General features: G+C 61.2%; 22 protein-coding genes, 1 tRNA gene and 3 pseudogenes. 19 read left to right on the forward strand and 7 right to left on the reverse strand.

What is annotated here, in order from left to right; genetic code table 11:
- Positions 1-231: 231 nt before the first annotated feature.
- The gene (locus tag NMG70_RS31915; protein WP_254028170.1) at positions 232-840 is read left to right on the forward strand and encodes a hypothetical protein; all 609 of its coding nucleotides are present in this window, start codon (positions 232-234) and stop codon (positions 838-840) included.
- 461 nt (positions 841-1,301) lie between these two features.
- Here NMG70_RS31915 and NMG70_RS31920 read toward each other — a convergent pair whose 3' ends face one another.
- Positions 1,302-2,282: a helix-turn-helix domain-containing protein gene (locus NMG70_RS31920; protein WP_254028171.1), complete on the reverse strand. Its 981-nt coding sequence runs from the start codon at positions 2,280-2,282 to the stop codon at positions 1,302-1,304.
- A gap of 694 nt (positions 2,283-2,976) precedes the next feature.
- On the opposite strand from NMG70_RS31920, the gene NMG70_RS31925 reads away from it, so the two are divergent.
- The 8 genes from NMG70_RS31925 (at position 2,977) to NMG70_RS31960 (ending at position 12,775) form a co-directional block, all read left to right on the forward strand.
- A complete protein-coding gene (locus NMG70_RS31925) occupies positions 2,977-4,713 on the forward strand; it encodes a DUF3604 domain-containing protein (protein ID WP_254028172.1) in 1,737 nt (578 codons plus the stop codon).
- A gap of 153 nt (positions 4,714-4,866) precedes the next feature.
- On the forward strand, positions 4,867-5,361 hold the full coding sequence (locus tag NMG70_RS31930) for a hypothetical protein (protein WP_254028173.1): 495 nt from the start codon (positions 4,867-4,869) through the stop codon (positions 5,359-5,361).
- A complete protein-coding gene (locus NMG70_RS31935; RefSeq protein ID WP_254028174.1) occupies positions 5,358-6,230 on the forward strand; it encodes a peptidyl-prolyl cis-trans isomerase in 873 nt (290 codons plus the stop codon). The genes NMG70_RS31930 and NMG70_RS31935 overlap by 4 nt, the downstream gene beginning before the upstream one ends.
- On the forward strand, positions 6,227-7,243 hold the full coding sequence (locus NMG70_RS31940; RefSeq protein ID WP_367185637.1) for a HupE/UreJ family protein: 1,017 nt from the start codon (positions 6,227-6,229) through the stop codon (positions 7,241-7,243). The genes NMG70_RS31935 and NMG70_RS31940 overlap by 4 nt, the downstream gene beginning before the upstream one ends.
- Positions 7,244-7,371: 128 nt before the next feature.
- Positions 7,372-8,850 (forward strand): DUF1254 domain-containing protein, encoded by a 1,479-nt coding sequence (locus tag NMG70_RS31945; RefSeq protein ID WP_254028175.1) that lies wholly within the window; start codon positions 7,372-7,374, stop codon positions 8,848-8,850.
- A gap of 19 nt (positions 8,851-8,869) precedes the next feature.
- Positions 8,870-10,318 (forward strand): arylsulfatase, encoded by a 1,449-nt coding sequence (locus NMG70_RS31950; RefSeq protein ID WP_254028176.1) that lies wholly within the window; start codon positions 8,870-8,872, stop codon positions 10,316-10,318.
- A 114-nt stretch (positions 10,319-10,432) separates the two neighbouring features.
- Positions 10,433-11,788, forward strand: coding sequence for an arylsulfatase (locus tag NMG70_RS31955; RefSeq protein WP_301555206.1), 1,356 nt, complete (start codon positions 10,433-10,435; stop codon positions 11,786-11,788).
- 24 nt (positions 11,789-11,812) lie between these two features.
- Positions 11,813-12,775, forward strand: a complete 963-nt coding sequence (locus NMG70_RS31960; RefSeq protein WP_254028177.1) for a SphA family protein — start codon at positions 11,813-11,815, stop codon at positions 12,773-12,775.
- 242 nt (positions 12,776-13,017) lie between these two features.
- Here NMG70_RS31960 and NMG70_RS31965 read toward each other — a convergent pair.
- Positions 13,018-13,621: pseudogene (locus NMG70_RS31965) on the reverse strand (ATP-binding protein); the annotation flags it as partial.
- A 29-nt stretch (positions 13,622-13,650) separates the two neighbouring features.
- Entirely contained in the window at positions 13,651-13,899 is a 249-nt protein-coding gene (locus tag NMG70_RS31970; protein WP_254028178.1) for a hypothetical protein, read from the reverse strand.
- A 2-nt stretch (positions 13,900-13,901) separates the two neighbouring features.
- Between NMG70_RS31970 and NMG70_RS33455 the strand changes: the two are divergent.
- Positions 13,902-14,225: pseudogene (locus NMG70_RS33455) on the forward strand (tyrosine-type recombinase/integrase); the annotation flags it as partial.
- 160 nt (positions 14,226-14,385) lie between these two features.
- Here NMG70_RS33455 and NMG70_RS31980 read toward each other — a convergent pair.
- A tRNA-Leu gene (locus NMG70_RS31980) sits at positions 14,386-14,470 on the reverse strand.
- 273 nt (positions 14,471-14,743) lie between these two features.
- Between NMG70_RS31980 and NMG70_RS31985 the strand changes: the two genes are divergently transcribed.
- Positions 14,744-15,331, forward strand: coding sequence for a YqaA family protein (locus NMG70_RS31985; protein ID WP_254028179.1), 588 nt, complete (start codon positions 14,744-14,746; stop codon positions 15,329-15,331).
- 72 nt (positions 15,332-15,403) lie between these two features.
- Positions 15,404-15,922 (forward strand): disulfide bond formation protein B, encoded by a 519-nt coding sequence (locus NMG70_RS31990; RefSeq protein WP_254028270.1) that lies wholly within the window; start codon positions 15,404-15,406, stop codon positions 15,920-15,922.
- Positions 15,923-16,072: 150 nt separating this feature from the next.
- Here the strand turns inward: NMG70_RS31990 and NMG70_RS31995 are convergent, their stop codons facing one another.
- Together NMG70_RS31995 and NMG70_RS32000 are read right to left on the reverse strand one after the other, a co-directional pair.
- Positions 16,073-16,630 carry an HNH endonuclease gene (locus tag NMG70_RS31995; RefSeq protein ID WP_023797250.1) on the reverse strand — a complete coding sequence of 186 codons (558 nt, stop codon included), beginning with the start codon at positions 16,628-16,630 and terminating at the stop codon, positions 16,073-16,075.
- A 129-nt stretch (positions 16,631-16,759) separates the two neighbouring features.
- Positions 16,760-17,401, reverse strand: a complete 642-nt coding sequence (locus tag NMG70_RS32000) for a DNA-3-methyladenine glycosylase family protein (RefSeq protein ID WP_254028180.1) — start codon at positions 17,399-17,401, stop codon at positions 16,760-16,762.
- A gap of 91 nt (positions 17,402-17,492) precedes the next feature.
- Between NMG70_RS32000 and gluQRS the strand changes: the two genes are divergently transcribed.
- Positions 17,493-18,368: a tRNA glutamyl-Q(34) synthetase GluQRS gene (gene gluQRS / locus NMG70_RS32005; RefSeq protein WP_254028181.1), complete on the forward strand. Its 876-nt coding sequence runs from the start codon at positions 17,493-17,495 to the stop codon at positions 18,366-18,368.
- A 146-nt stretch (positions 18,369-18,514) separates the two neighbouring features.
- A complete protein-coding gene (locus tag NMG70_RS32010) occupies positions 18,515-19,417 on the forward strand; it encodes a DMT family transporter (protein WP_254028182.1) in 903 nt (300 codons plus the stop codon).
- Here NMG70_RS32010 and NMG70_RS32015 read toward each other — a convergent pair.
- Positions 19,387-20,238: a YihY/virulence factor BrkB family protein gene (locus NMG70_RS32015; protein WP_254018332.1), complete on the reverse strand. Its 852-nt coding sequence runs from the start codon at positions 20,236-20,238 to the stop codon at positions 19,387-19,389. The two genes, NMG70_RS32010 and NMG70_RS32015, sit on opposite strands and share 31 nt — an antisense overlap.
- A gap of 57 nt (positions 20,239-20,295) precedes the next feature.
- Between NMG70_RS32015 and NMG70_RS32020 the strand changes: the two genes are divergently transcribed.
- The 5 genes and pseudogenes from NMG70_RS32020 to NMG70_RS33460 form a co-directional block, all read left to right on the forward strand.
- A complete protein-coding gene (locus NMG70_RS32020) occupies positions 20,296-21,162 on the forward strand; it encodes an SDR family oxidoreductase (protein ID WP_254028183.1) in 867 nt (288 codons plus the stop codon).
- 23 nt (positions 21,163-21,185) lie between these two features.
- A complete protein-coding gene (locus tag NMG70_RS32025; RefSeq protein ID WP_023797244.1) occupies positions 21,186-21,377 on the forward strand; it encodes a twin transmembrane helix small protein in 192 nt (63 codons plus the stop codon).
- 20 nt (positions 21,378-21,397) lie between these two features.
- The gene (locus NMG70_RS32030) at positions 21,398-21,979 is read left to right on the forward strand and encodes a cob(I)yrinic acid a,c-diamide adenosyltransferase (RefSeq protein ID WP_254028184.1); all 582 of its coding nucleotides are present in this window, start codon (positions 21,398-21,400) and stop codon (positions 21,977-21,979) included.
- Positions 21,980-22,003: 24 nt separating this feature from the next.
- A complete protein-coding gene (locus tag NMG70_RS32035; RefSeq protein WP_254028185.1) occupies positions 22,004-22,807 on the forward strand; it encodes a rhomboid family intramembrane serine protease in 804 nt (267 codons plus the stop codon).
- Positions 22,808-23,122: 315 nt separating this feature from the next.
- Positions 23,123-23,282, forward strand: a pseudogene (locus NMG70_RS33460) (electron transfer flavoprotein subunit beta/FixA family protein); the annotation flags it as partial.

Here is a 23,282-nt window from a genome sequence, read left to right on the forward strand (position 1 = left end):
GGATTTAGCTAATCGCAGACGTTGGAGATTGGCGGCCGCAGGCCGGTCGGCAGCGACCGTCGACGGTCCCTTTCAGGCTCAGTCGAAGAACCAATCGCTGTGTCGAGGGCCTAGGTCATCAGGGTTAATTCTCCCAACCAGCGGAAAGGATTAGCATCGGCGACAATCTCGGCCGCGCAACCAGCATCATTGCCGCCTTGCACGGCCAGAACAAAAAACTGGGAGGAATGCATGACGAAAACCACTTACTTCAGGCGCCGCAGTATTCTCGCGTTGACTGGCCTCATCGGCGCCTGCCTGACTGCGGCCGCAGGTCAGGCCGCCGAGCCGGACAAGGCCGAGATCGAGGCCCTGAAAAAATCGCTATCCAAGTACGAAGACTACAAGGCCGCCATCCGCGACCTCTATCTGTCGACAGTCGGATGCGTTTATTACAGCGGTGAAAAAGTGGCTGGAGCTATGGATTACCCTAAGGGCGCGATGGGCATTCATTTCGTCAACGTCGCGAGCGTCAGCCCGACACCAGATCCGACGCGCCCCAATGTCCTTATCTATGAGCCGGTCGACGGCGGCTTGCGCCTGGTGGCCGTGGAATGGCTTGTTCCGCTGACGCCCGACACAAAGGAGCCGCCGAAACTGTTTGGACAGACATTCCAGGGGCCGATGGAGGGGCATTATCCGCTTATTCCGACGGAGTTCTACCATTACGATCTTCACGCCTGGCTGTTCAAAGACAACCCGCTCGGAATGTTCAGCCCGACGAACCCTGACGTGAAATGCGACAATTACGCGTTTCCGATGCCGGAGCAGCCGACCAAGATGGTGCCGGGGCCGATGTAACAGCGACCCAGTACGCAATGGCCCGGCCTCACTTGCAGCTATCCCAAGGTGCGCCTGGGATAACCTCCCACCGAGCTTTCCAAGGTTCTCGGGTGGGAAATGGTGCCCCTAGCCGGGAGGCAAGATTTGAACCTTTTCAACGCTCAATTTCGAAAGTGGGACAGAACAGGCCATTCAAGATCCTTATCTTTTTCGTCGAGATTGTCTCACCGAAACCTAGCTACCTCTTCGATGCCTGACCGGGACCAATCGATAGCGATCGACTGGCAAACTTGCACGGCAAAGGGGTCGCAAGTTCAAACCGTGCCGCTGTAGACGTCACAGCATCGGCGTGGCTTGAAATGGGGCCGACAGCAGACTGGCAGCTTCAAGGTGCGAATCCTCAAAACCTGACATTTGCGGAGGCGCGAGGCATCGTGGTCATCTGACCCCAAAAGCGGACTCTCGCTTCAATGCACCTTTCAAGGGGCGAGGTTTGTACCGGTAGCCTTGGCGAGTGTGGCGGAGGGAAGTTCCCCGAACTGCCGTTTATACTCCGCAGAGAACTCGCCCAAATGCCAGAAGCCAAAGCCCGACGCAGCGGCGGTAACTGTCTGGTCGTCGGCAGGGTGCGTGAGGGTGCGCCGTACGGCATTGAGCCGCAGTTCGAGAAGCAGCGCTTTGGGCGGGCGTCCGAACGCCTCCACGCAGGCCAGGAACAGCGTTCGTTCTTTGACACCGAGGGCCTCGCACATCGTGCTGATGCTGAACGGTGTCTCCAGACTGCCAATCAACATGTCGCGCAGCCTAAGAGCGACACGAGCTCTCCGGTGCAGCGGTTCTGCAACCTCTGTAGAGGGCACCATTCCCAAAACGACATCGACGACCCGATCTTCGATTGCTGCCAGAACCATCTCTGAAGGTTCGTTACCCTCACGGTCCAGCAACGTCTTGAGCAATCTGGCCAAGGCTAGGCCCCGGCGCACGATCTCGCGCTCGGCAATTTTCCATGGCCGATCCAGATGTTTCCGATCGAGACCCGGCTCGCCTCGGCGTATCTGCATCCATCGCTCGATCTGGTCGACCGGGATTGCTGCCAAGGCGAGATCGGTGCGACCGTTCGCCGTGAAAGCAATGTCGTCGCACGGCCCGACAAGAAGCGGTTGGCCTGCCGCCACTTCTCGGCCTCGCAGGTGAAGGGAGCCGTCGGCGACGATAGGAAACGCGATGACCCAACTGCGAGGGGGAGCGCTGCCGCGCAGCATAATTCCCGGGCTCCAGCTTTCACGCCCGAGTTGCAGCGTATTTAGAACTGCCTGAGCCATGCGGCCCGCGAATTTGCCCCGGTTTATATGTTCGTATTTCTGGTCCCAGTCGATCGCACTTGCCGCCATCAAATCGAAGTCCGAGTAGCGGGACTCGATCGAGGCAAGCATCTCAACATGGCGAGGTTCAACGTTCACTGCGCCGCCCCCTCGGCCCGACTGCGCTCATTGGACCAGTGCAAAGCTTATTTGTCTGAGGCCACGTTAGCAATTCATTCGATGGGCGCCAGCGTTCGCGGTTGCAGGATTCCGATAGCCTTCCACCGCAATTGGGTATCCAATGCGTGCACATCCTCAGTCCGCGCCGTTGCCGGACAGGATTGCAAAGCTACTCAAGGCAACTGGAGCAGCGTCACGAAACTCAAGCTGCAGTGCTACACTTTCGTGGCATCGGATTGGTGCCAAGGGGGGCCGCTGACAAATTCCAGGTGTCCTGCTGGATCGCCAACAAGATGCGGAGGCTGCCGGGGAGACTGTCGGAATCAAAGAGGGAGGATGCCGGTGATGAGTAGAAGCTTCTTATGTCTGATCGCTCCGTCATTAGGGACCGCCCCGTAGAGGAAACGGTATTGGAGAGAGCCATGAATACCACTCATCGTTTGCGCCGTTACACGGCACAGAAAACTAACAATCGGCGTTTGGCTTACGCTTTGGCCATTGCGACTGCGCTCACCGCATCGCCCGCGCTGGCGCAGTCGACGAATACGACGCCGGTACCCTCGACTCCTCGGCCGCTGCGCCAGGCAAGGCCCCCGGCTACTCGCCGTACGCCGGCCGTAACTTCCCCAGCCGCGTGTTCTGGGGCGACACGCATCTTCACACCAGCTCATCCATGGATGCAGGCGCCTTCGGCAATCGGCTCGGCTTCGAGGACGCATACCGCTTCGCGCGCGGCGAGGAGCTGACGGCTTCCGGCGGCGAGAGGGTGAAGCTGTCGCGACCGCTCGATTTCCTCGTTATTGCCGACCACTCCGACAATATGGGCTTCTTCCCTGCCCTGTTTTCGGGCAAGCCCGAAATGCTTGCCGACCCGACCGGCCGCAAATGGTACGATATGGTTCAGGCCGGTGGACAGGAGGGCGTGAAGGCTGCGCTCGAGATCATCGACAACTTCTCGCGCGGCACATTTCCGCCAGCGCTGCAGTTTCTGCCGGGCTCGGACGGTTACAGCTCGACCTGGGATCAGATCATCGCCGCGGCGGAGAAATACAACGAGCCGGGGCATTTCACCGCCTTCATCGGCTATGAGTGGACCTCGCAGGTGCCGCCCGGCAACAATCTGCACCGTGTCGTGATCTATCGCGACGGCGGCGACAAGGCGGTCCAGACCCTACCGTTCACGACCTATCCTCCGCAGGGCAGCACTACTCCGGAGGATTTGTGGAAACATCTCCAGGCCTACGAGGACAAAACTGGTGGTCGGGTGCTGGCCATCGCACACAACGGCAATCTGTCGAACGCCTGGATGTTCCCGACAGAGACCAACCCGGCAACCGGCCAGCCTCTGTCGGCGGAATACGCAAAGACACGTGCTCACTGGGAGCCGCTCTACGAGGCAACACAGATAAAAGGGGACGGCGAGACGCATCAATACCTGTCACCAAACGACGAATTCGCCGGCTACGAACTCTGGGACAAGGGCAATTTGAACCTCAGCGAAGCGAAGAAGCCGGAGATGCTGCAAAGCGAGTATGCTCGCTCGGCGCTGCAGATCGGCCTCCAGCTCGAGGCGAAGCTCGGGACGAACCCTTACAAGTTCGGCATGATCGGCTCGACCGACAGCCACACCTCGCTCGCCACCGCCGAGGAGGACAACTTCTTCGGCAAGCACAGCGGGGCGGAGCCGACCCCGACTCGTTTCGAACACGAATTCATGCGCAATGGCGATCTGTTCCTGACCGGCTGGCAGCAGGTCTCCTCCGGCTATGCCGGCGTCTGGGCGACGGAGAATACGCGCGAGGCGATCTGGGACGCCATGCGCCGCAAGGAGGTCTATGCCACGACAGGCCCGCGCATGCTGGTGCGCTTCTTCGGCGGCTGGGACTTCGCCGAAGCCGATGCGCAATCACGCAACCCCGCCTTCGCAGGATATGGCAAGGGCGTTCCGATGGGCGGCGACCTCCGCGCCGCGCCCGCCGGCAAGTCCCCGACCTTCCTGGTCGCGGCGCTCAAGGATCCGATCGGCGGCAATCTCGACCGTATCCAGATCGTCAAGGGCTGGATCGACGCCGCAGGCGCGCGCCAGGAGAAGGTCTACGACGTCGTCTGGTCGGACGAGCGCGTGCCCGGCGCCGATGGCAAGCTGCCTGCGGTCGGCAACACAGTCGACGTGGCAACGGCCACCTGGACGAACACGATCGGCGCTTCCGAACTGATCAAGACATGGACGGACCCGGAATTCGATCCCGCGCTGCGGGCGGTCTACTACGCCCGCGTGCTTGAAATCCCGACGCCGCGCTGGACCGCCTATGACGCGGTGCGTTTCGGCGTGAAGATGCCTCCTGAAGTACCGATGTTCGGGCAGGAGCGCGCTTACACGTCGCCGATCTGGTACACGCCGGAAGGGTGATCGTGGGGCAAGGGTCATGTGGAAAAATGCTCCGGCAAATAGGGCCCGCCGATGGCGGTTCAGGCCGCTCGCGGCGGCGGCTCTTCTCGCCGTCGCCCCGCCCTCCGCCTTCGCATGCGGCTATGAAAACCCAGCGACCTCGCCCTCGGCCTGTTGAACTGGGTGCTACCGAACGCGCTGCATGTGCGCACCGCCGTCTGGCAGGCCGAGAAGTCCGGCATCCTGCCGCCGCGCCCCGAGAACCCGGCAAAGGATCTGTTTGGGAGCGGATTTCGCCAGGCCGCAGCGAGCATGACCGGCCTCGGCGTGCGGATGAGCGCCGCCGCTCCTGCCACCGGCGGCCCAAGCTTCTCCGTCGTGTTGATACCTGCCGTGATGTGGACAACGTACACGCCGACCGCCAGAGGCTACTCCGTCAAGGTTCACGCCGACGGCCCGGCTAAGGGCGACATTGTCATCGTGACGGACGAAAAGGTTGTCCGCGCGCTCGTCGATGGATCATTCGATGCCGCCGCTGCCGAGAGCCACGGGCTGGTTCGGTTCTATGGTCCGGCGGACGGCCAGGAGCGGGTCCGAACGGCACTTGCCGCCCTCCCGACGAAGAGGTCTAGCGTGAGATATCCATTATTGTCGGAGGCACCGCAATGACGAGCGCTGTTCTCACGAAGCTGCTGCGCGAACCGCTGCTGCATTTCCTCGTCATCGGCGCGGCCCTTTTCGGAGTGTACCAGTGGACCACAGGTGACGAGGCGGCTCCCGACGAAATCGTCGTCAGTGCCGGTCAGATCGCCAGCCTGCAGGCGATTTTCAGCCAGACATGGCAGCGGCCGCCGACCTCGAGCGAAAGGGAAGCGCTGATAGCGGACTACATCCGCGATGAAGTGCTTTACCGCGAGGGCGTCGCCATGGGTCTCGACCGTGACGACGTAATCGTCCGCCGCCGTATCAGGCAGAAGATGGAGTTCGTCGCTGACCTCTCCGCCGACGTCCAGCCGACGGACGCCGAATTGAAGGCTTTCGTGGCCGATCATCCGGATCGGTTCAGCGGCGAGCCACGCGTCTCCTTCACCCAGGTCTATTTCCCAGCAGGCGCGCAAACCGCGAACGAAGCGGAGGTGGAACGTTTGCGCCTGGCCCTGAATGCAGGAACAGCAGACGCCTCGACGGCGGGCAGCCCGTTGCTCGCAGGTTCCGATTTCCGCGACCTAGCAATTTCAGACGTGGCGCAGACATTTGGCACCGATTTCGCAGCCTGGATCGACAAGGCGACGCCAGGCACCTGGCAAGGTCCGGTAACCTCGGGGTACGGCACGCACCTGGTGCGGGTGAGCGAGCGTGTCGAAGCGCGCCAACTGCCGTTCGAGCAGGTCCGTGACGCCGCGCGCAGGGAATGGCTCCATGCCCGCAAAGTCGTTGCCGCCCACGCGCTGTACGAGGAGTTGCGGTCCCGCTACGTTATCAAGGTCGAGGACCTGCCCGGCGCGCCTTCAGCGACAGTTGTCGGGGCGGCGCAGTGATCCGCCTGCTGGCTGGCATATGCCTCCTTCTGACGGCCATGGCAGGCCAGGCGCAGGCCCATGACCTTCGCCCCGCCTATCTCGCCATCGCCGAAAGCGCGCCGGATGTCTATGCGATCACCTGGAAAGCGCCGGCACTAGGCGAGCGGCGGCTTGCGATCTATCCGAGGCTACCCGAGAGCGCGGTTGAGGCAACGCAACGCGAAGGCGCCTTTCTGAGCGATGCCTATGTCGAGCGATGGAGCGTTCGTGCGCCGACCGGCTTGGCCGGCGAAACGATAATAATCGACGGTTTGCCCGAGAGCCGAACAGATGTGCTGGTGCGCATCGAGAGGCTGAACGGCGAGACCAGCACGACGCGGCTGACGCCGGCCCGCCCTTCCTTCGAGGTTCCGGCCTCAATGGGGCTGAGACAGGTGGCCGACGCCTATCTGGGGCTCGGCGTCGAGCACATACTCTTCGGCGTCGACCATCTTATTTTCGTCCTGGCGCTGATCCTGCTGGTGCGGGGGTGGAAGCGCATCTGTCTGACGGTGACCGCCTTCACCGTCGCGCACAGCATCACGCTCGGCGCGGCGACGCTTGGCTACCTCAATGTGCCCGGACCGCCGGTCGAGGCCGCAATCGCGCTCAGCATTGTTCTTGTCGCGGTGGAGATTGTGAATGTCAGCAGAGGCCAGGAGAGCCTCGCTGCTCGCATTCCTTGGCTCATCGCCTTCGCGTTCGGCCTGCTGCACGGGCTGGGTTTCGCCGGCGCGCTGAACGAGGTTGGACTTCCTGGCCATGCCATCCCGGTCGCGCTCCTGTTTTTCAACATAGGAGTGGAGCTTGGGCAACTCCTATTCATCGCTGCCGTCATGGCTTTGTTTGCGATCCTGCGCCCACTCTGGATTCGCGTTGTCCGCCCCGACGCAAGCTGGTCGCACTCCCTGCCTATGGTGGGCGCAACCTACTGCATCGGTGGAGTCGCTTCCTTCTGGCTGATCGAGCGCGTCTACGGATTTTGGGCCTGAGCGAACTAATATGCCCGGCTGTTCCACGTCGAGCAGCGTTACTTCGTAGCGGCGGATAGCGCCCGAGTGCGTGCACCGGTCGCCATTGTCAAAGAACTAACAAGAAGAACCCTTGGGAGGAGAAAGCCATGAAGATCACCCGCAAGCAATGCCTTATGGCGGCAGTGCTAGGTATGACGCCGGTCTGTTCCGGCACCCAGGCTCAGACGCCCGATAACGTGGACACGCGCATCGGCACGTTGAACTTCCGGTTGGGATTCCCGACTGACGAAACCGCGCAGAAGCTCTTCGATGAGATCGACTATCAGCGCGCCGTGCAAGCTTACTTATGGGCCTATCCAGCCGTCTCGTTCGAGTCCATCCGCGTCGGGCTCAAGCGGGATTTGGGCCTCGACCTTAACGATCTGACTATTGCCGACAACTTCGCCGACCCCGAGGGCCTCTGGCTCACCGCCAACGACACGACCATCTACGCATTGGCCAACGTCGATCTTGGGAAGACGGGACCGATTGTTGTCGAAATTCCGCCCGGAGCGATCGTCGGATTGATCGACGACTTTTGGCAAAGGTCCATCACTGACCTTGGCCTGCCGGGCCCCGACGGGGCCAACGGGGGCAAGTTCCTCATGCTGCCGCCAGGCTACAAAGGCGACGTGCCCAAGACCGGCTATCACGTCCTTCAGGGGACGATGAACAACTACAACGTCATGGTTCGCGGCATCATCGAGAACGGCGACCAAGACGGTGCGGTACAGGCGGTTAAGCGCGTGAAGGTTTATCCGTTGAGCGAAAGCGACAATCCCAGGCCGAACAAATTCATCTCCATGTCGGGGCAGGCCGCGAATACGCTTCCGCCCACGGGGATGGCGTATTGGGAGCGTCTTTCGGACTACATCAACAACAACCCGGTTCACAACCGCGACCTGTTCTTCATGGGTATGCTGAAGCCGCTGGGTATCGAGAAAGGCAAGGAGTTCAAACCCGATGCGCGCCAGCGCGCGATCCTCGAAGAGGCGGCGAAGATGGGCGATGCCATGGGTCGTGTGATGCTGTTCGAAGGACCCGAGAGATTCGGCCAACCCGAGCCGTTTCCAGGCACAAAGTGGCACTGGGTGTTCCAGGTGAATCCGGTCCAGCAGACCGACACATACGGCCAGATCGATGAACGGCTGCACTACACCTACGGCGCGATCTATACGACGCCCGCCCTGGGTGTGATGAAGGCCGGTCCCGGCGGAAACTACGTTCAGGCGTTCAGGGACAAGGACGGCAACCGCTTGGACGGCGGCAAGTCGTATCGCCTAAACGTGCCAAAGGACGCGCCAGCCGCGCAGTTCTGGTCGCTGACGCTATACGACACCGGCACCCGCTCGATGATCCAGAACTCGGGCAACGACTCGGCCCGCTCGTCGCTCGACGAACTCAAGACCAACGCCGACGGTTCTGTCGATCTCTACTTCGGCCCAACATCGCTGGCTGGCATGGAAAGCAATTGGATCGAGACGATTCCCGGCAAGGGCTTCTACCCCATGCTTCGTTTTTACACGCCGAAGGAGGGGCTGTTCGACGGGACATGGAAGCTGCCGGACATCGAGTTGATGAAATGACCCTAGAGGAACCCAACAAATGCGACGCATCGCGATAGTTGCTCTTTTGGCCACTGTCTCTTCAGTGGCGACTGCGCAAGAGAAACCCAACGTCGTCATCATGCTGGGCGACAATGTCGGTTATGGAGATATCGGCGCCTATGGAGGTGGCGACGTTCGCGGAATGCCGACGCCACGCATCGACGAAATCGCAAGCAGTGGCCTCAGGTTCACACAATATCTGGTGGAGCCAGCCTGCACGCCTTCGCGAGCAGCTCTGATGACGGGGCGTTATTCAGTTCGCTCAGGTCTGAGCACCATCATCGTGGGCGGCACTCCAAACACCCTCCAGGAGAACGAAGTCACCCTGGGCGAACTGTTCAAGAGCCAAGGCTACGCCACCGGCATCGTCGGGAAATGGCATCTCGGCGCGAGCGAGCAGAGCTGGCCGACGCGGCAAGGTTTCGACGAATACAAGGTGGGCGTGCTGGAGAGCACCGACGGCACATTGTATCGCGATAGCATGCAGCGAGCGGGGATGCCGGAGGCCGCGATTGCGGCAGCCGAGCCGTGGGTCTGGGAAAGCGACGCCGAAGGCAAGCTGCAGAAGGTGCGGCCATACACGGTCGAATACCGACGGCAGGTCGAAGGCGACATTGCCGAGGCGGCGATCGAATACATAGACCGAGAGGCGAACGCCAAGCAGCCCTTCTTTCTGTACGTAGGCTTCACGCATACGCACTATCCGACATTGGCTGGTCCAGATTTTACTGGAAAGTCGCGGATCGGCGTCTATGGCGACGCTGTCATGGAACTCGATTTCCGCACCGGCCAAATACTCGACGCCATCAAGACGGCGGGGATCGAGGACAACACGATTGTCATCTGGCTGTCGGACAACGCGGCCGCTCCGACCGCCGGGCCGTTCGACTCGCGAAGCGGCTCGAACGGCCCCTTCAGAGGCGAGCTTGGCGATGCGCTGGAAGGGTCGGTTCGCACGGTTGGCATGATCAAATGGCCAGGAAAGATCACGCCGCGTGCAAGCAACGAGATGGTGGCTGTCCACGACTGGTTTCCCACGCTAGCCAGCATTATTGGAGCAAAGGTTCCAACCGATCGCCCCATCGACGGCGTGGATCAGAGTGCCTTCCTGACAGGCGCTCAACCGAAGTCCAACCGTGATAGTCTGATCACTTTCCTGGGCGAAGAAATCGCGGCTGTGAGGTGGCGGGAGTTTCGGCTCTATCCGAAACAATTCGTGCCTTCCGAAGGCAATCCGTCGATGTACGGCCTCGGAGGAAATCGGGTCGAGACGACGGGATTTCCGCTCGTCTTCAACATCGAGGCGGACCAACGCGAAGAGGTCAACATCATTGGCACTGCCGCCTGGGTTATCGGTCCGTATCTCAAGGCGATTGGCGAATACCAGAAGACGCTGGAGCAATATCCCAATCCCAAGGCGGTCAGCCTGACGGAATTCGGAAAGTAATTGTGAGCCTCGGAAAACGAGGTAGGGAGGATCGGGTGAAACGACTTTTGATGTCAGCGGCTATGGCTGGTCGTAGCAACCGCCGCGAGCGCCCAAGACAAGCCCAATGTTGTTCTGGTCTTGATGGACAACCTCGGCTACGGCGAGATTGGAGCCTACGGCGGCGGGGTCACGCGCGGCGGGGCGACTCCGAGGCTCGATACGCTTGCAGAGCAAGGAGTCCGCCTGACAAACTACAACGTTGAAGCGCAATGCACACCGTCTCGGGCCGCGCTGATGACGGGGCGCTATGCGGTTCGCACCGGAAACGGATCGGTGCCGCTCGATACAGGAATGTATGGCCTGACCCAATGGGAATACACGATGGCAGAAATGCTTTCGGATGCCGGGTATACGACAGCCATGTTCGGCAAGTGGCATCTCGGTCAGACGCCGGGACGCTACCCGACCGATCAGGGATTTGACGAGTGGTACGGAATTCCCAATTCGACCGACGAAAGCTATTGGCCGTCCCAAGCACAATTCAACGCAGTCGCGAAGGAGCAGATTAGTCCGTATGCCGTTGCGGAGTACGTCTATGACGGCCGCAAAGGTGCGGAGCCCAAGCCGGTCAAAGTCTACGATCTTGACGTGCGTCCGGAGATAGACGGCGAGCTAACCGCCAAGGCGCTTGACTTCATCGACCGCCAGACGGTCGCGAAGAAGCCCTTCTTTCTTTTCGTACCTTACACCATCCCGCATATGCCGGTGGTCGCGAGCAAGGAATTCGCCGGCGCTAGCGGCAAGAGCAAATGGGGCGACGTGCTGATCCAGATGGATACTTATGTCGGCCGGCTGCTCGACCGCCTGGAAGAGAAGGGTATTTCCGACAACACTATCTTCATTTTCACATCCGACAACGGCCCTGAGATGATCCCTGGTCAGCACGGATGGTCTGGACCCTGGCGCGGTTCTTACTTTACTGGCCTTGAAGGATCGCTCCGTGTTCCGTTTATCGTCCGCTGGCCCGGCAAGATACCGGCTGGAGTTGTGTCCGACGAGATTGTCCATGAAATGGATCTGTATTCGACGTTGGCGGCGTGGACGGGAGGCAAAGTCCCGAGCGACCGCATCATTGATAGCTTGGACCAGTCCGCTTTCCTCGCGGGCACTCAGCAGAAATCCAGCCGCGACAGCGTCGTTGTGTATGTCGGCAACGACCTGTTCGGCGTGAAGTGGCGCAACTGGAAAATGATGTTCAAAGAGGTCGAGCGGGGAACCGACGAAAAGATGACGTTTGATTTTCCGCGTATGTACAACCTGTATGACGACCCTAAAGAAGAGTATCAAATAAACAACGAAACAGCGCAGCATTTTTGGGTGCGGTGGCCGATGGGCGAAGTACTTAAGGCCCATCAAGCGTCGGTGGCTGAGGAGCCTCTCATAAGACCGGGAACGCCGGACCCGTATTCACCGCCCAAGGCCAACTAACGCGCTATCAACGGGGAGATATCGATGCGGGGACGATACGCACTTCTGGTAGTCTTGACAGTGCTCGCCGATCTTCCTGACGCTGCGTTTGCAGACGAGAACGGCATAAGTTTCTGGCTGCCAGGACAGTATGGCAGTTTTGCCGCGACGCCTGTGGAGCCTGGATGGACGTGGACGACCGTCTACTACCATGCATCCGTCGATGCCGGCGCCGACCAAGAGTTTCCACGCGGCGGCGGGGTCAGCCTGGGTCTCGAAGGCCAGGGCGATATCATTCTCTTCGGCCCGACCTATACGTTCGCAGAGGCGGTGGTTGGCGCGCAATTGTCTTTAGGCGTGATTGGCATAGCAGGCCGCAACGAAGCCTCCGTCGACGCAATCCTTGAAGGTCCAAACGGAAACCAGATTTCAGCAAGCGCATCAGATTCGATCACGGCCTTTGGCGATCTTTACCCCACTGCGACGTTGAAATGGAACAAAGGCGTCCACAACTACATGACCTACGTCACCGGGGACATTCCAGTCGGCGCCTATAAGGCGGAGCGACTGGCGAATCTCGGCATTGGACATGGAGCAATCGATGTCGGCGGGGGATACACATACTTCAATCCTTCCACCGGAACTGAAGCGTCGGCCGTACTCGGCTTCAACTACAATTTCGAGAATCCTGATACCGACTACCAGAGCGGCGTGGACATGCACATCGACTGGGGCGCAGCGCAGTTCCTCAACGAGCAGTTCTTCGTTGGCGTTGTTGGCTACTATTACCAGCAGGTCACCGGCGACAGCGGCTCCGGTGCAGTCCTTGGCGACTTCAAATCCCGCGTCGCCGGAATAGGCCCGCAGGTCGGCTATCTCTTCCCTGCCGGCGACGGCATTCAAGGTGCGTTCAACGTCAAGGCGTATTGGGAATTCGCTGGCCAAAACAGGCCTGAAGGCTGGAACTTCTGGGCCGCCTTCTCATTCTCGCCGGCCGCGCCAAAATAAATAACGCCGCGAAGGTTTTCAGCGGCGCGCAATCGAGGTCGCCGTTAGGATTCGAATGTCTGCCCTTTGGCGCAAAGCAACCTGCAGCCTGCAGCCACTGCGATAGCAATGTCCGCTATTGGCGAATGGACGGGGCCGTGAGAATGACTGCCATTGGGCGCGAAGCGGCCATCCAAGGTTCGGCCAACGAAAATCGTCTTTGGTAGCAGGGGCATCAACTCATGCCACGCGACAGCAGGCAACTATCCGAGCTCGTGGATCGTTACGCCCGGCACAACGGCCTTGGCGATCTCGCATAGGTGCTGGTGATGCGTGAGGTAGATCACCTGACCCGCACTTGCCATCTCGCCAAACAACCTGAAAACCTCCTCGGACCGGAAATGGTCAAAGGTTTCCATTATGTCATCGGCAATGAATGGCACGGAGGGTCGAAACTGGGCAAACTCGTAATAGCCGGCTAGCCTCAGGGCCAGGTAGAGCTGAAAACGCGCGCCCTTTGACAGCGGCGTCGGCGACCTTGGACTGCCCGTCGCGCTGCAATGCGATGAGGACTTCGCCGCCTTTCACCGGTTGGGTTGCCAGACCCGAGTACTGACCGCGCGTGATGAGCGCGAAAGCGTCAGATGCCCGCGCCATCATCCCGGAGCGGTGACGCTCGCGGTATACGCGCAGAGCATTGCCAGCGGACATAACTCCCAGTTTCAGCTCGATGTAACGGACTGCCTTTTCCTCGATCTCGAGAAGGACGGTGCGACGTTCGGCATCTATTCGGGCAACAGCGCTATCGCCGCCAATGGCGTCCAGTTTGTCGGCCGCTCGCGTCTGCCGAATAAGCTGTTGTTGTAAGGCTCTCACCCAAAATCCTGGCTTGACGGTCATCGGTTCTCGATGAAATCTGCAACAGCGAGCACAAAAGCGGCAGCAAGCGGGGGACACTCCCCTTCGACCTCCTGGAGCGGAAGCACGTCCTCGAAATTCGAGATGATCTCCGTTCGACGCCAGGTGCTCAGAATGAGGTCGTGAAGGTCATCTCGGCCATGTACGGTTGGGCGATTGAGAACGAGATCGTCCGGAGCAATCCAGCTCTCGGGATCAAGCGTCTGAAATCTGGCGATGGATTTCACACATGGTCCGTCGCAGAGGTGCGTCAGTTCGAGGCACGCCATCGGGTGTCGAGGTGGAGCTTCCCATTCTTCCTCAGTTGAGGGCGACAATCGACGCCAGTGCCTGCGGTGACCTGACCTTCTTGACGTCGGAGTGGGGAAAACCATTCACCGTTAATTCACTTGGTAACAAAATGCGGGACTGGTGCGATCAAGCGGAGTTGCCCCACTGCACCCTTCACGGCCTTCGAAAAGCAGGAGCCACTATCGCAGCCGAGAACGGTGCCACTGACGAGCAGCTCATGGCGATCTTCGGTTGGACCACCAAGCAGCAAACGACGCACTACACGAGGAGGCGCAACGCCGCCGGATGGCTGGACAGGCCGCCCATCTCTTGGTTATTCCGGAACAAATCAGGACGAAATTGTCCCACCGAAAAAGTCGATGACAAAGAGTGGGACAAAAATCAGAAAAAGGTCCGGCAAATCAACACCGGTATAAAGGTGGTGGTGCCCCTAGCCGGGATCGAACCAGCACTCCTTGCGGAACTCGATTTTGAGTCGAGCGCGTCTACCAATTCCGCCATAGGGGCTCAGGCCGGGCGGCCTGGATGGGCGCGGACTATACGGTTGGAGGCCCGTTCGTCAACTGGCCAATTCCGGGGATGTGGCCTTCGCTCAGGCTTGGCCTTTCGATTTCGTGAAGCTACGGCCATTGTGCGGCGCGAAAAATCTTTCTAGACAGGCAGCGCATTGAAGCGCGTCGCGTCTGGAGAGATTCATGTGGCGCGCTTCTGGTCTTGGTTTTTATGCATTGTGGTCCCAAAGGCACTGCGCATTTTGGGCGACTTGCATCAGGAGTGCCGATGCTTCGCGGACTTTACGACTGGACCTTGTCGCTGGCGGCGAAGAAATCCGCCGAATGGTGGCTGGCCTTCATCGCTTTCGTCGAAAGCTCGGTGTTCCTGGTGCCGGCCGATGTGCTGTATCTGCCTATGGCGCTGTCACGGCCGGATCGCGCCTATCGCTACGCGCTGGTCGCCACGTTGGCCTCCGTTCTGGGTGGCATAGCCGGCTGGTACATCGGCCACTACGCCTATGACACTGTGGCGCGGCCGATCCTTGAATTCTACGGCAAGTATGACGACTTTGAGACACTGCGCGTCTCGGCGGGCACCGGATTCATCATCCTGATGCTGATCACCTCCGGCCTCGCCCATCTGCCGCCGATCAAGGTGGTGACGATCCTGTCCGGCGTCATCGGCACGCCTTTGCTGCTGTTCATCGTGCTGGCGATCGTGGCGCGCGGCGCCCGCTTCCTGTTCCTCGCCTGGCTGCTGCGCCGCTATGGCGAACCGATCCGCGAGTTCATCGAAAAGCGCCTCGGCATGATCGCGGGCGCCGGCGCCGCTGCCCTGATTTCGCTCTATATCGTCGTCAAATACGCGTTTTAGAGCATGATCCCGAAAAGTGGGAACCGGTTTTCGGAAAAGATCATGCTCAACAAGAAGGCGAACGGTAGATCGATGACAGCGACCGTGAATGCCGACACTGGACGCCAGCGCATACGGACGGCGTTATTCCTCGCCGCCGCCATGGCCGCCACCGTCGGCTCGGCGCTGGCCTTCCAGCACCTCGGCGGCTACATCCCCTGCAAGCTCTGCCTCGAGCAACGCACCCCCTATTACATCGGCGTGCCGCTGATGCTGCTGGCGGCGCTTGCGTCGACATTGCGCGCTCCCGCATGGCTGACACGCGGCCTGCTGGCCGCCGGCGGCCTGCTGATGGTCCACGGCGTCTATCTCGGCGTCTATCACTCCGGCGTCGAATGGGCGTGGTGGCCGGGGCCGACCGACTGTGCAGCGGCTGCCGGACCGGTCGACACCGGCGGCAAGGGCGTGCTCGATGCGCTCGACCAATTCGTCCCGCCCACCTGCGACAAGGCGGCTGTGCGCATCCTCGGCCTGTCGCTGGCCGGCTGGAACGCCATCGCCAGCTTTGTCCTGGCGGTCATCGCCTTCCGCAGCGCCTTTGCACGCGGCTGAGTGGCACAGCGCAGAGTTCTCCAGAAATTCGTCAGGCCGGAGCGCATGACGTGGCTTTCGAGAACCGGAGCGGAGCGTACTCAAGTACGTGAGCACCGGAAGCGCAGAAAGCTGCGTCAGGCGACCGGCATGGCGGATTTCTGCCGAACTCTATGGTTCCAGTTCGACATCCCAGTACAGATAATCCATCCAGCTTTCATGCAAATGGTTGGGCGGGAACAGGCGGCCATTGTTGTGCAGGTCATGCACCGTCGGCTGAAAGGGTTTCTGCAGTGGCCACATCTTGGCGTGCGCCGGCATCATGCCGCCCTTCCTCAGATTGCAGGGCGAGCAGGCGGCGACGACATTCTCCCACGTCGTTGCGCCGCCGCGATGGCGGGGAACGACATGGTCGAAGGTCAGATCCTCCGGCGTGCCGCAATACTGGCACTGGAAACGGTCGCGCAGGAAGACGTTGAAGCGGGTGAAGGCCGGATGCCGCGACGGCTTCACATAGGCCTTGAGGCTGACGACGCTCGGCAGCTTCATCGAGAAGGTCGGCGACGACACGGCGTGCTCGTATTCGGCGACGATGTTCACCCGCTCGAGGAACACCGCCTTGATGGCGTCCTGCCACGACCAGAGCGACAGGGGGTAATAGCTGAGCGGACGGTAATCCGCGTTCAGCACCAGTGCTGGAAGCCCATCCGGAGATACGGCAACCGTCACGTCATTGACCTCCTTAGCTCTCGAACCTGTCGGCGCGGATACTGTAAGCCCGACATGACAGGGATGTGAAGCGGCTTGTCGATCAAACGCCACGCCAAAAGCGTCTGATTTCAATGCTTTTTTGCGAATTCAGTCCGGAGGCGCGGCGTCCCTGCCCTTCAATTCGCGATAATAGGCCCAGAAAAGCCGCGATGCGACACCTCGCCATGGGCTCCATGATTCGGCGAGCTGGATCAGTGTTTTCTCGGGCGGTCGCGGGTCGATGCCGAGCGCGTGGCCGACCGCGCTCTGCAGGGCAACGTCGCGTGCCGGGAAGACATCGGGGTGGCCGGCGGCGAACAGAAGATAGACTTCCGCCGTCCACGGGCCGATGCCTGACACCTTGGTCATCGCCGTGATCGCCTCAGCGGCGTCGAGCAAGCAGAGATGATCGAGGTCGAGGCCATCGACCACCGCCTGGGCGACGGCGATCAGGCCGCGCTGCTTCGGCCGCGACAGCCCGGCCTCGCGAAAGATGGCATCGTCGGCGGCGAGAATGGCTTGCGGCGTCAGCGGATCGACGAGTTTTGTCAGCCGCCCGAAGATGGCGTCGGCGCTAGCGCGGGAAACCTGCTGCGAGACGATGATCGAGGCAAGGCTTCTGAACCCCGGCTCGGAGAGACGAAGCGGCACCTCGCCGGCCATGCCGCGCACCTTTTCAAGACGCAGGTCGAGCAGGCAGAGCGCGTCCAGCCCTCGCGAGATGTCGTCGAGCGTGGCGATGCGTTGCATGTCTGCTTGTTCCCGGCGCAAAATGGCAGATGTAACCAGGCGCAAAGTAGCAACTGGCGAAAGCGCCGCACAACCCGATTGCCGCCGAACGATGACACTCCTGACATTCCGCTTCGCACCGAGCCCGAATGGCGAACTGCATCTCGGCCATGCCTATTCGGCGCTGCTCAATCAAAGATTGGCGAGGGCAACAGGCGGGCGGCTGCTGCTGCGCATCGAGGACATCGACACGACGCGCTGCATGCCGGAATTCGAGGCCGGCATTATTTGCGATCTGAAATGGCTGCGGCTTGGCTGGGAAGAACCGGTGCGCCGACAATCGGAGCATTTCGCGGATTATCAGGCCGTGCTCGACCGGCTGATCAGGGAAGAGCTCGTCTACCCGGCGTTCATGAGTCGCGGCGAAATCCGCGCCTTCATTGCCGCCAGCGAAAAGCGCGGCCGCAACTGGCCGCGCGACCCGGACGGCGTGCCGCTTTATCCCGCCGTCGACAAGGCATTGCCGATGAGGGAACGCAAGCGACGGATCGCCGAGAATGCGCCCTTCGCCTGGCGGCTGGACGTCGATGCTGCGATGGCGCGCGTCGGCACGGGTCTGTCGTGGCTGGAATTTTCGGATGAGAGGCTTTCCGCAACACGTGCGGTCCAAGCCCGGCCGCAGGACTGGGGCGATGTCATCGTGGCGCGCCGTGAAATCCCGACAAGCTATCATCTCGCCGTCGTCGTCGACGACGCGCTGCAGGGCGTCAGCCATGTCGTACGCGGCCAGGACCTCTATTCCGCCACCGGCGTGCAGCGCCTGCTCCAGGAGATCCTCGGCCTGCCGCGACCGAGCTACTTCCACCATCGTCTCGTCCTCGGCCCGGACGGACGAAAGCTGTCGAAGAGTCTTGCGGACACCGGCCTTGCCGCCTTGCGCGCGGCCGGCGCATCACCGGCCGATGTCACGCGGCTGATTGGGTTCTAGATCGGCGCATACGAACGCAAATATGAGCGCATCCTTCAATTCGAATGAGCCTATGGATCAACCGTTTGGTTTTGCTTGCCCGGTTGAACCGCATTACAGCAGTCGCGACACTCAACCCACACCGATCACGCGGCAGCCTTCCGAAAATGCACAGCATCAAGCGGTTCATCCCCGCCTCCTTTGTTGTCCTGTGGGCGACCGGCTTCATTGGCGCGCGTTACGCCATGCCCTGGGCCGAGCCCTTCACCTTCCTGGCTACGCGCTTCGTTTTGGCCGCCGTCCTGTTGGCCGCCTTGATGGCAGCACTCGGTTCCAGGCGGGCGACGCGTGCGGAAGCGCTCCACGCGACTGGCGCCGGCATCCTGATGCATGGCGTCTATCTCGGCGGCGTGTTCTGGGCCATCCACAGGGGCATGCCGGCCGGGCTCTCGGCCCTGATCGTCGGGCTGCAGCCGCTGATCACGGCGGTGATGGCCGGCAGGTTTCTCGGCGAGGCCATCCTGCCGCGCCATTGGGCCGGTCTCGGCATCGGTCTGGTCGGTGTGGTCATTGTGCTCTGGCCGAAGCTCGGTGCGCTCGGCGGCGGCGTGACGGCCGAGACGCTGGCCGCCTCGCTTGTCTCGGTGCTCGGCATGAGCGCCGGCACGATCTGGCAGAAGCGCTTCGCCTCCGGCGGCGATCTCGTGGCGGCCACCAAGTGGCAATATGTCGGCGGCGCGTCGGTGATGCTTCTTGCCTCGCTCGCCTTCGAGAAGCGAACCGTCGTCGTCAATGGCGAACTGATCTTTGCCATGGCGTGGCTGGTGCTGGTGCTGTCGATCGGCGCCATCTTCCTGTTGATGGTGATGATCCGCGACGGCGAGATGTCGAAAGTCGCTTCGCTGTTCTATCTGGTCCCGGCCGTCACCGCGGGCATCGCCTGGCTATTGTTCGGCGAGCGGTTGAACCTGGTCCAGGTCGTCGGCATGGCGATCGCGACGCTCGGAGTCGGGCTGGCAACCGCTCAGCCAAACAAGAATCAGCCAACTCGGGCGCGTGCCTCCAGATAGCGGCTGATCGCGGCATTGAGCTCACCGCCGAGGATGAAGATCGCCGAGACCATATAGAGGAAGACGACCGCGACCATGATCGAGGCAAGGCCGGCATAGGTCGTCACATAGGACGAGAAACGGTCGAGATAGGCGGCGAAGATGGTCGACCCGATAAGCCAGGCAATCAGCGTAAAGATAATGCCCGGTATGATCGATACGAAGCGGCGCTTGCCCGCAGGCAGCCAGTAATGCACCGCGAACAGCCCGCCGACGATGACGATCGAGGCGATGATGTAACGCCACAGCGTGATCGTTCCCATATAGGGTTTTACCCATTCGAAATTGGCCTCGGCCAGCCGCGCCAGCAACGGCGCAAACACCAGAAGCACGCTGATCACCAGAAATCCTGCCGTGGCGATCAGCACGAAGGCTATGCTCTGCACCCGGCGGTAGATGATGCCGCGCGTTTCCGAAACGCGGTAGGCGCGGTTGAGCGAGGTGCGCAGCGCCTCGATGCCGTTCGAGGCGAAGAAGGCGGCAAGCAGCACGCCATAGGTCAACAGGTCGGTGCGCTGCACGGTGAGCACGTTGAGCACCTCGCGCGCGATCGGCTTGGCGATCTGCTCGGGCCAGGTGTCGAAGACGAGGTGCACGGCGGTGTCGGCAAAGGCCTGTGCGCCGAGGAAGCTGGCCAGTGTCGTGGCGAAAATCAGAAAAGGGAATAGCGCCATCAGCGCCGTGATCGCCAGATGACTGGCCATTGCCCAGCCATCGTCTGCATCGAAATGGCCGAACGCGTCATAGAGCACGCGTTTGAGGGCTACGATCTTCCGCAACAAGAACCGCGTTCCCTTCGATTGTCTCGACGCCGCGAATATGGGAAGGGATTGCAGCAAATGGCAAGCCTGGCTCAAACAACGCTTCCTCCCGGAGAAAAGTTGCGCACCATCATCGTCACCGGAGCTTCTTCCGGGATAGGCGCCTATTGCACGCGGGCGCTGAAGGCGGAAGGCTGGCGGGTGTTCGCGACGGCACGCAAGCCGGAGGACATCGCCGCCCTCGAGGCCGATGGCATCGAGGCTTTCTATCTGGACTATCGCGAACCGGGCTCCATCGAGACGCTGGTGGCGTCGGTGCTGGAGCGGACCGGCGGACGGCTCGATGCCCTGTTCAACAACGGCGCCTACGCCCAGCCCGGCGCCGTCGAGGACCTGCCGGTCGCGGCACTCAGGGAGCAATTCGAGGCGAATGTCTTCGGCTGGCATGACCTCACCCGCCGTGTCGTGCCGGTGATGCGCCGCCAGGGCCATGGCCGTCTTGTCCACTGCTCCTCGATCCTCGGCCTGGCGCCGCTGCCCTTTCGCGGCGCCTATTCGGCGTCGAAGCACGCGATCGAAGGACTGATGCTGAGCATGCATCAGGAACTCCAGGGCAGCGGCATCCATGTCTCGCTGATCGAGCCGGGGCCGGTGACATCGAAGATCGCCAGCAACGGCCTTGTGTGGTTTCTCAGGAATATCGACCGTGAGAATTCCGTCCACCGCCTCGCCTACGAGGCGCAGCTGCAACGGCTGCAGGCCGGTGGCAGCACGTCACGGCTGAAGCCCGGGCCGGAGGTGGTTCATGCCGCCTTGCGCCATGCGCTTCTGTCGCGGCGCCCGCGTCCGCATTATGTGGTAACGGTGCCGGCCAGGATCGGCGTTGTCCTCAAACGCATCCTGCCGGCATCAATGCTCTACCGCCTGCTTGCCAAACGCGCCTGAACGCAATCGACTGGAAACACACTATGGCAACCGTCTTCAACATCCTAGCTGTCCTCGTCATGGTCGCCGTGGTAATCGTGCTGATCCGCGGCCTCATCAACATGATGCGCGGCGGCTCCGGCATGACCTCCAACAAGCTGATGCAGACGCGCGTGCTGCTGCAGTTCGTGGCATTGGTGCTGATCATGCTGGCGGTGTATTTCACCCGCAAGTGAGGGCTTTTAGGAGGCGGAGCGTGGTCAAGCTCAACAAGATCTACACCCGCACCGGCGACGACGGCACCACCGGCCTCGGCACCGGCGAGCGGCGGCTGAAATCCGATCTGCGCATCGACGCCTATGGCACGATCGACGAGGCCAATGCCTGCATCGGCATGGCCCGCATCCACACCGCGGCAACACACCTGGCGATCGACGCGATGCTCGGCCGCATCCAGAACGATCTGTTCGACCTCGGCGCCGATCTGGCGGTGCCGGACGACGGCAAGCCGCTCGGCTATGAGCCGCTGCGCATCACCGCTGTGCAGACCGACCGCGTCGAAAAGGACATCGACCTGCTCAACAAGGATTTGCAGCCGCTCAAATCCTTCGTGCTCAACGGCGGCACGCCGGCGGCGGCGGCCCTTCACCTCGCCCGCACGGTGGCGCGGCGGGCGGAGCGCGTCATGGTGGCTTTGACGCAGGCCCCAGGCGAGCACGTCAGCCGCGAGGCGATAAAATACATCAACCGCGTGTCGGACTTTCTGTTTGTCGCCGCACGCGCGGTCAATGACAATGGAAACGCCGACGTGCTATGGGTTCCCGGCAAGAACCGCTGAATCGCCGAGGCGAGAGGGGGTCCGATGTTCATCCCGCTTTATGACACCAACCGGCTGCGCCACATCAAGCAGCAATATGTCACGATCGGCCTGATCGCGTTCAATACGCTCATCTACTTCGCCACCGCGGTTGGCGGCGAGCAGTTCACCAACGCCGCGGTGCTGGGCCTCGGCTTCATCCCGTCGGTCGTCCACGACAGCGTCGAGTTGGCGCCGCAGTTTGTCGTGATCCCGGAGAGCCTGAGCTACGTCACCTATTCCTTCCTGCATGCCGATATTTTCCATCTCGGCGGCAACATGCTGTTCCTCTGGGTGTTCGGCGACAATGTCGAAGACGCGCTCGGTCACATCCGCTTTCTCATCTTCTACCTGCTCTGCGCCATCGCCGGCGCCTTCTTCCAGGGCCTGATCGCATGGGACTCTCAGGTTCCGCTGATCGGCGCCTCAGGCGCCATTGCCGGCGTAGTCGCCGCCTATCTCATCCTCTATCCCAGGGTGAAGGTCTGGGTGCTAGCCTTTGCCCGCATTCCGCTGCGCATCCCGGCCTTCATCCCGCTCATCCTGTGGATCCTGTTCCAGATCGTGATGTTCGCCGCGGGTGGCGAGGATCAGATTTCCTGGGCCTGCCATGTCGGCGGCATCATCGCCGGGGCCGTGCTGGTGCTCATCCTGCGCAACCGCGCCGTACCACTGCTTGCCGGTGCGGATGAAGAGGCAGTGGTGGTGGCCGGCCAAATGCCTGTTGCCGCAGAGCCGGCGCCAGGCGAGCCGCTGCCGGCGCAGCCGGCGCCGCGCTGGGGACGGGGAAGCGCCTCCAGTCCGGACTGAACCGATTTGAGTGCGGCGCGGATGATTTGGGCGCGGCCCGGATATTGACGTGCGGGGTCGCCGCAACTACGGAAGCTTTCCCACACGAATGCATGTCGCGCAAAGTGTGCAGCGGTCTTGCGATAACGACATGCATGAAACAACAACCTGAAGCGCGTCGCGTGAGGCCGGTCAAAATGCGACGCGCTTTAGGCGGTCGGAGACTAGAATTCCGACCGGAATGTCGGCTTTCGACAACTCTGAAGGTGCGCACACTGCTATAGCGCGCCCGACTATCTTGAAAAAGGTGGCTATCGTGAAAGAGGTGACAGGCAAATGAAGATCCTTGTGCCCGTGAAGCGGGTTGTGGATGCGAATGTGAAGGTTCGTGTCAAGGCTGACGGTTCGGCGGTGGAACTCGCCAACGTCAAGATGGCGATGAACCCGTTCGACGAGATCGCGGTCGAAGAGGCGATTCGGCTGAAGGAGGCCGGCA

Origin of the sequence: Mesorhizobium ventifaucium (genome assembly GCF_935822925.1) — a bacterium.
GTDB lineage: Bacteria > Pseudomonadota > Alphaproteobacteria > Rhizobiales > Rhizobiaceae > Mesorhizobium > Mesorhizobium ventifaucium.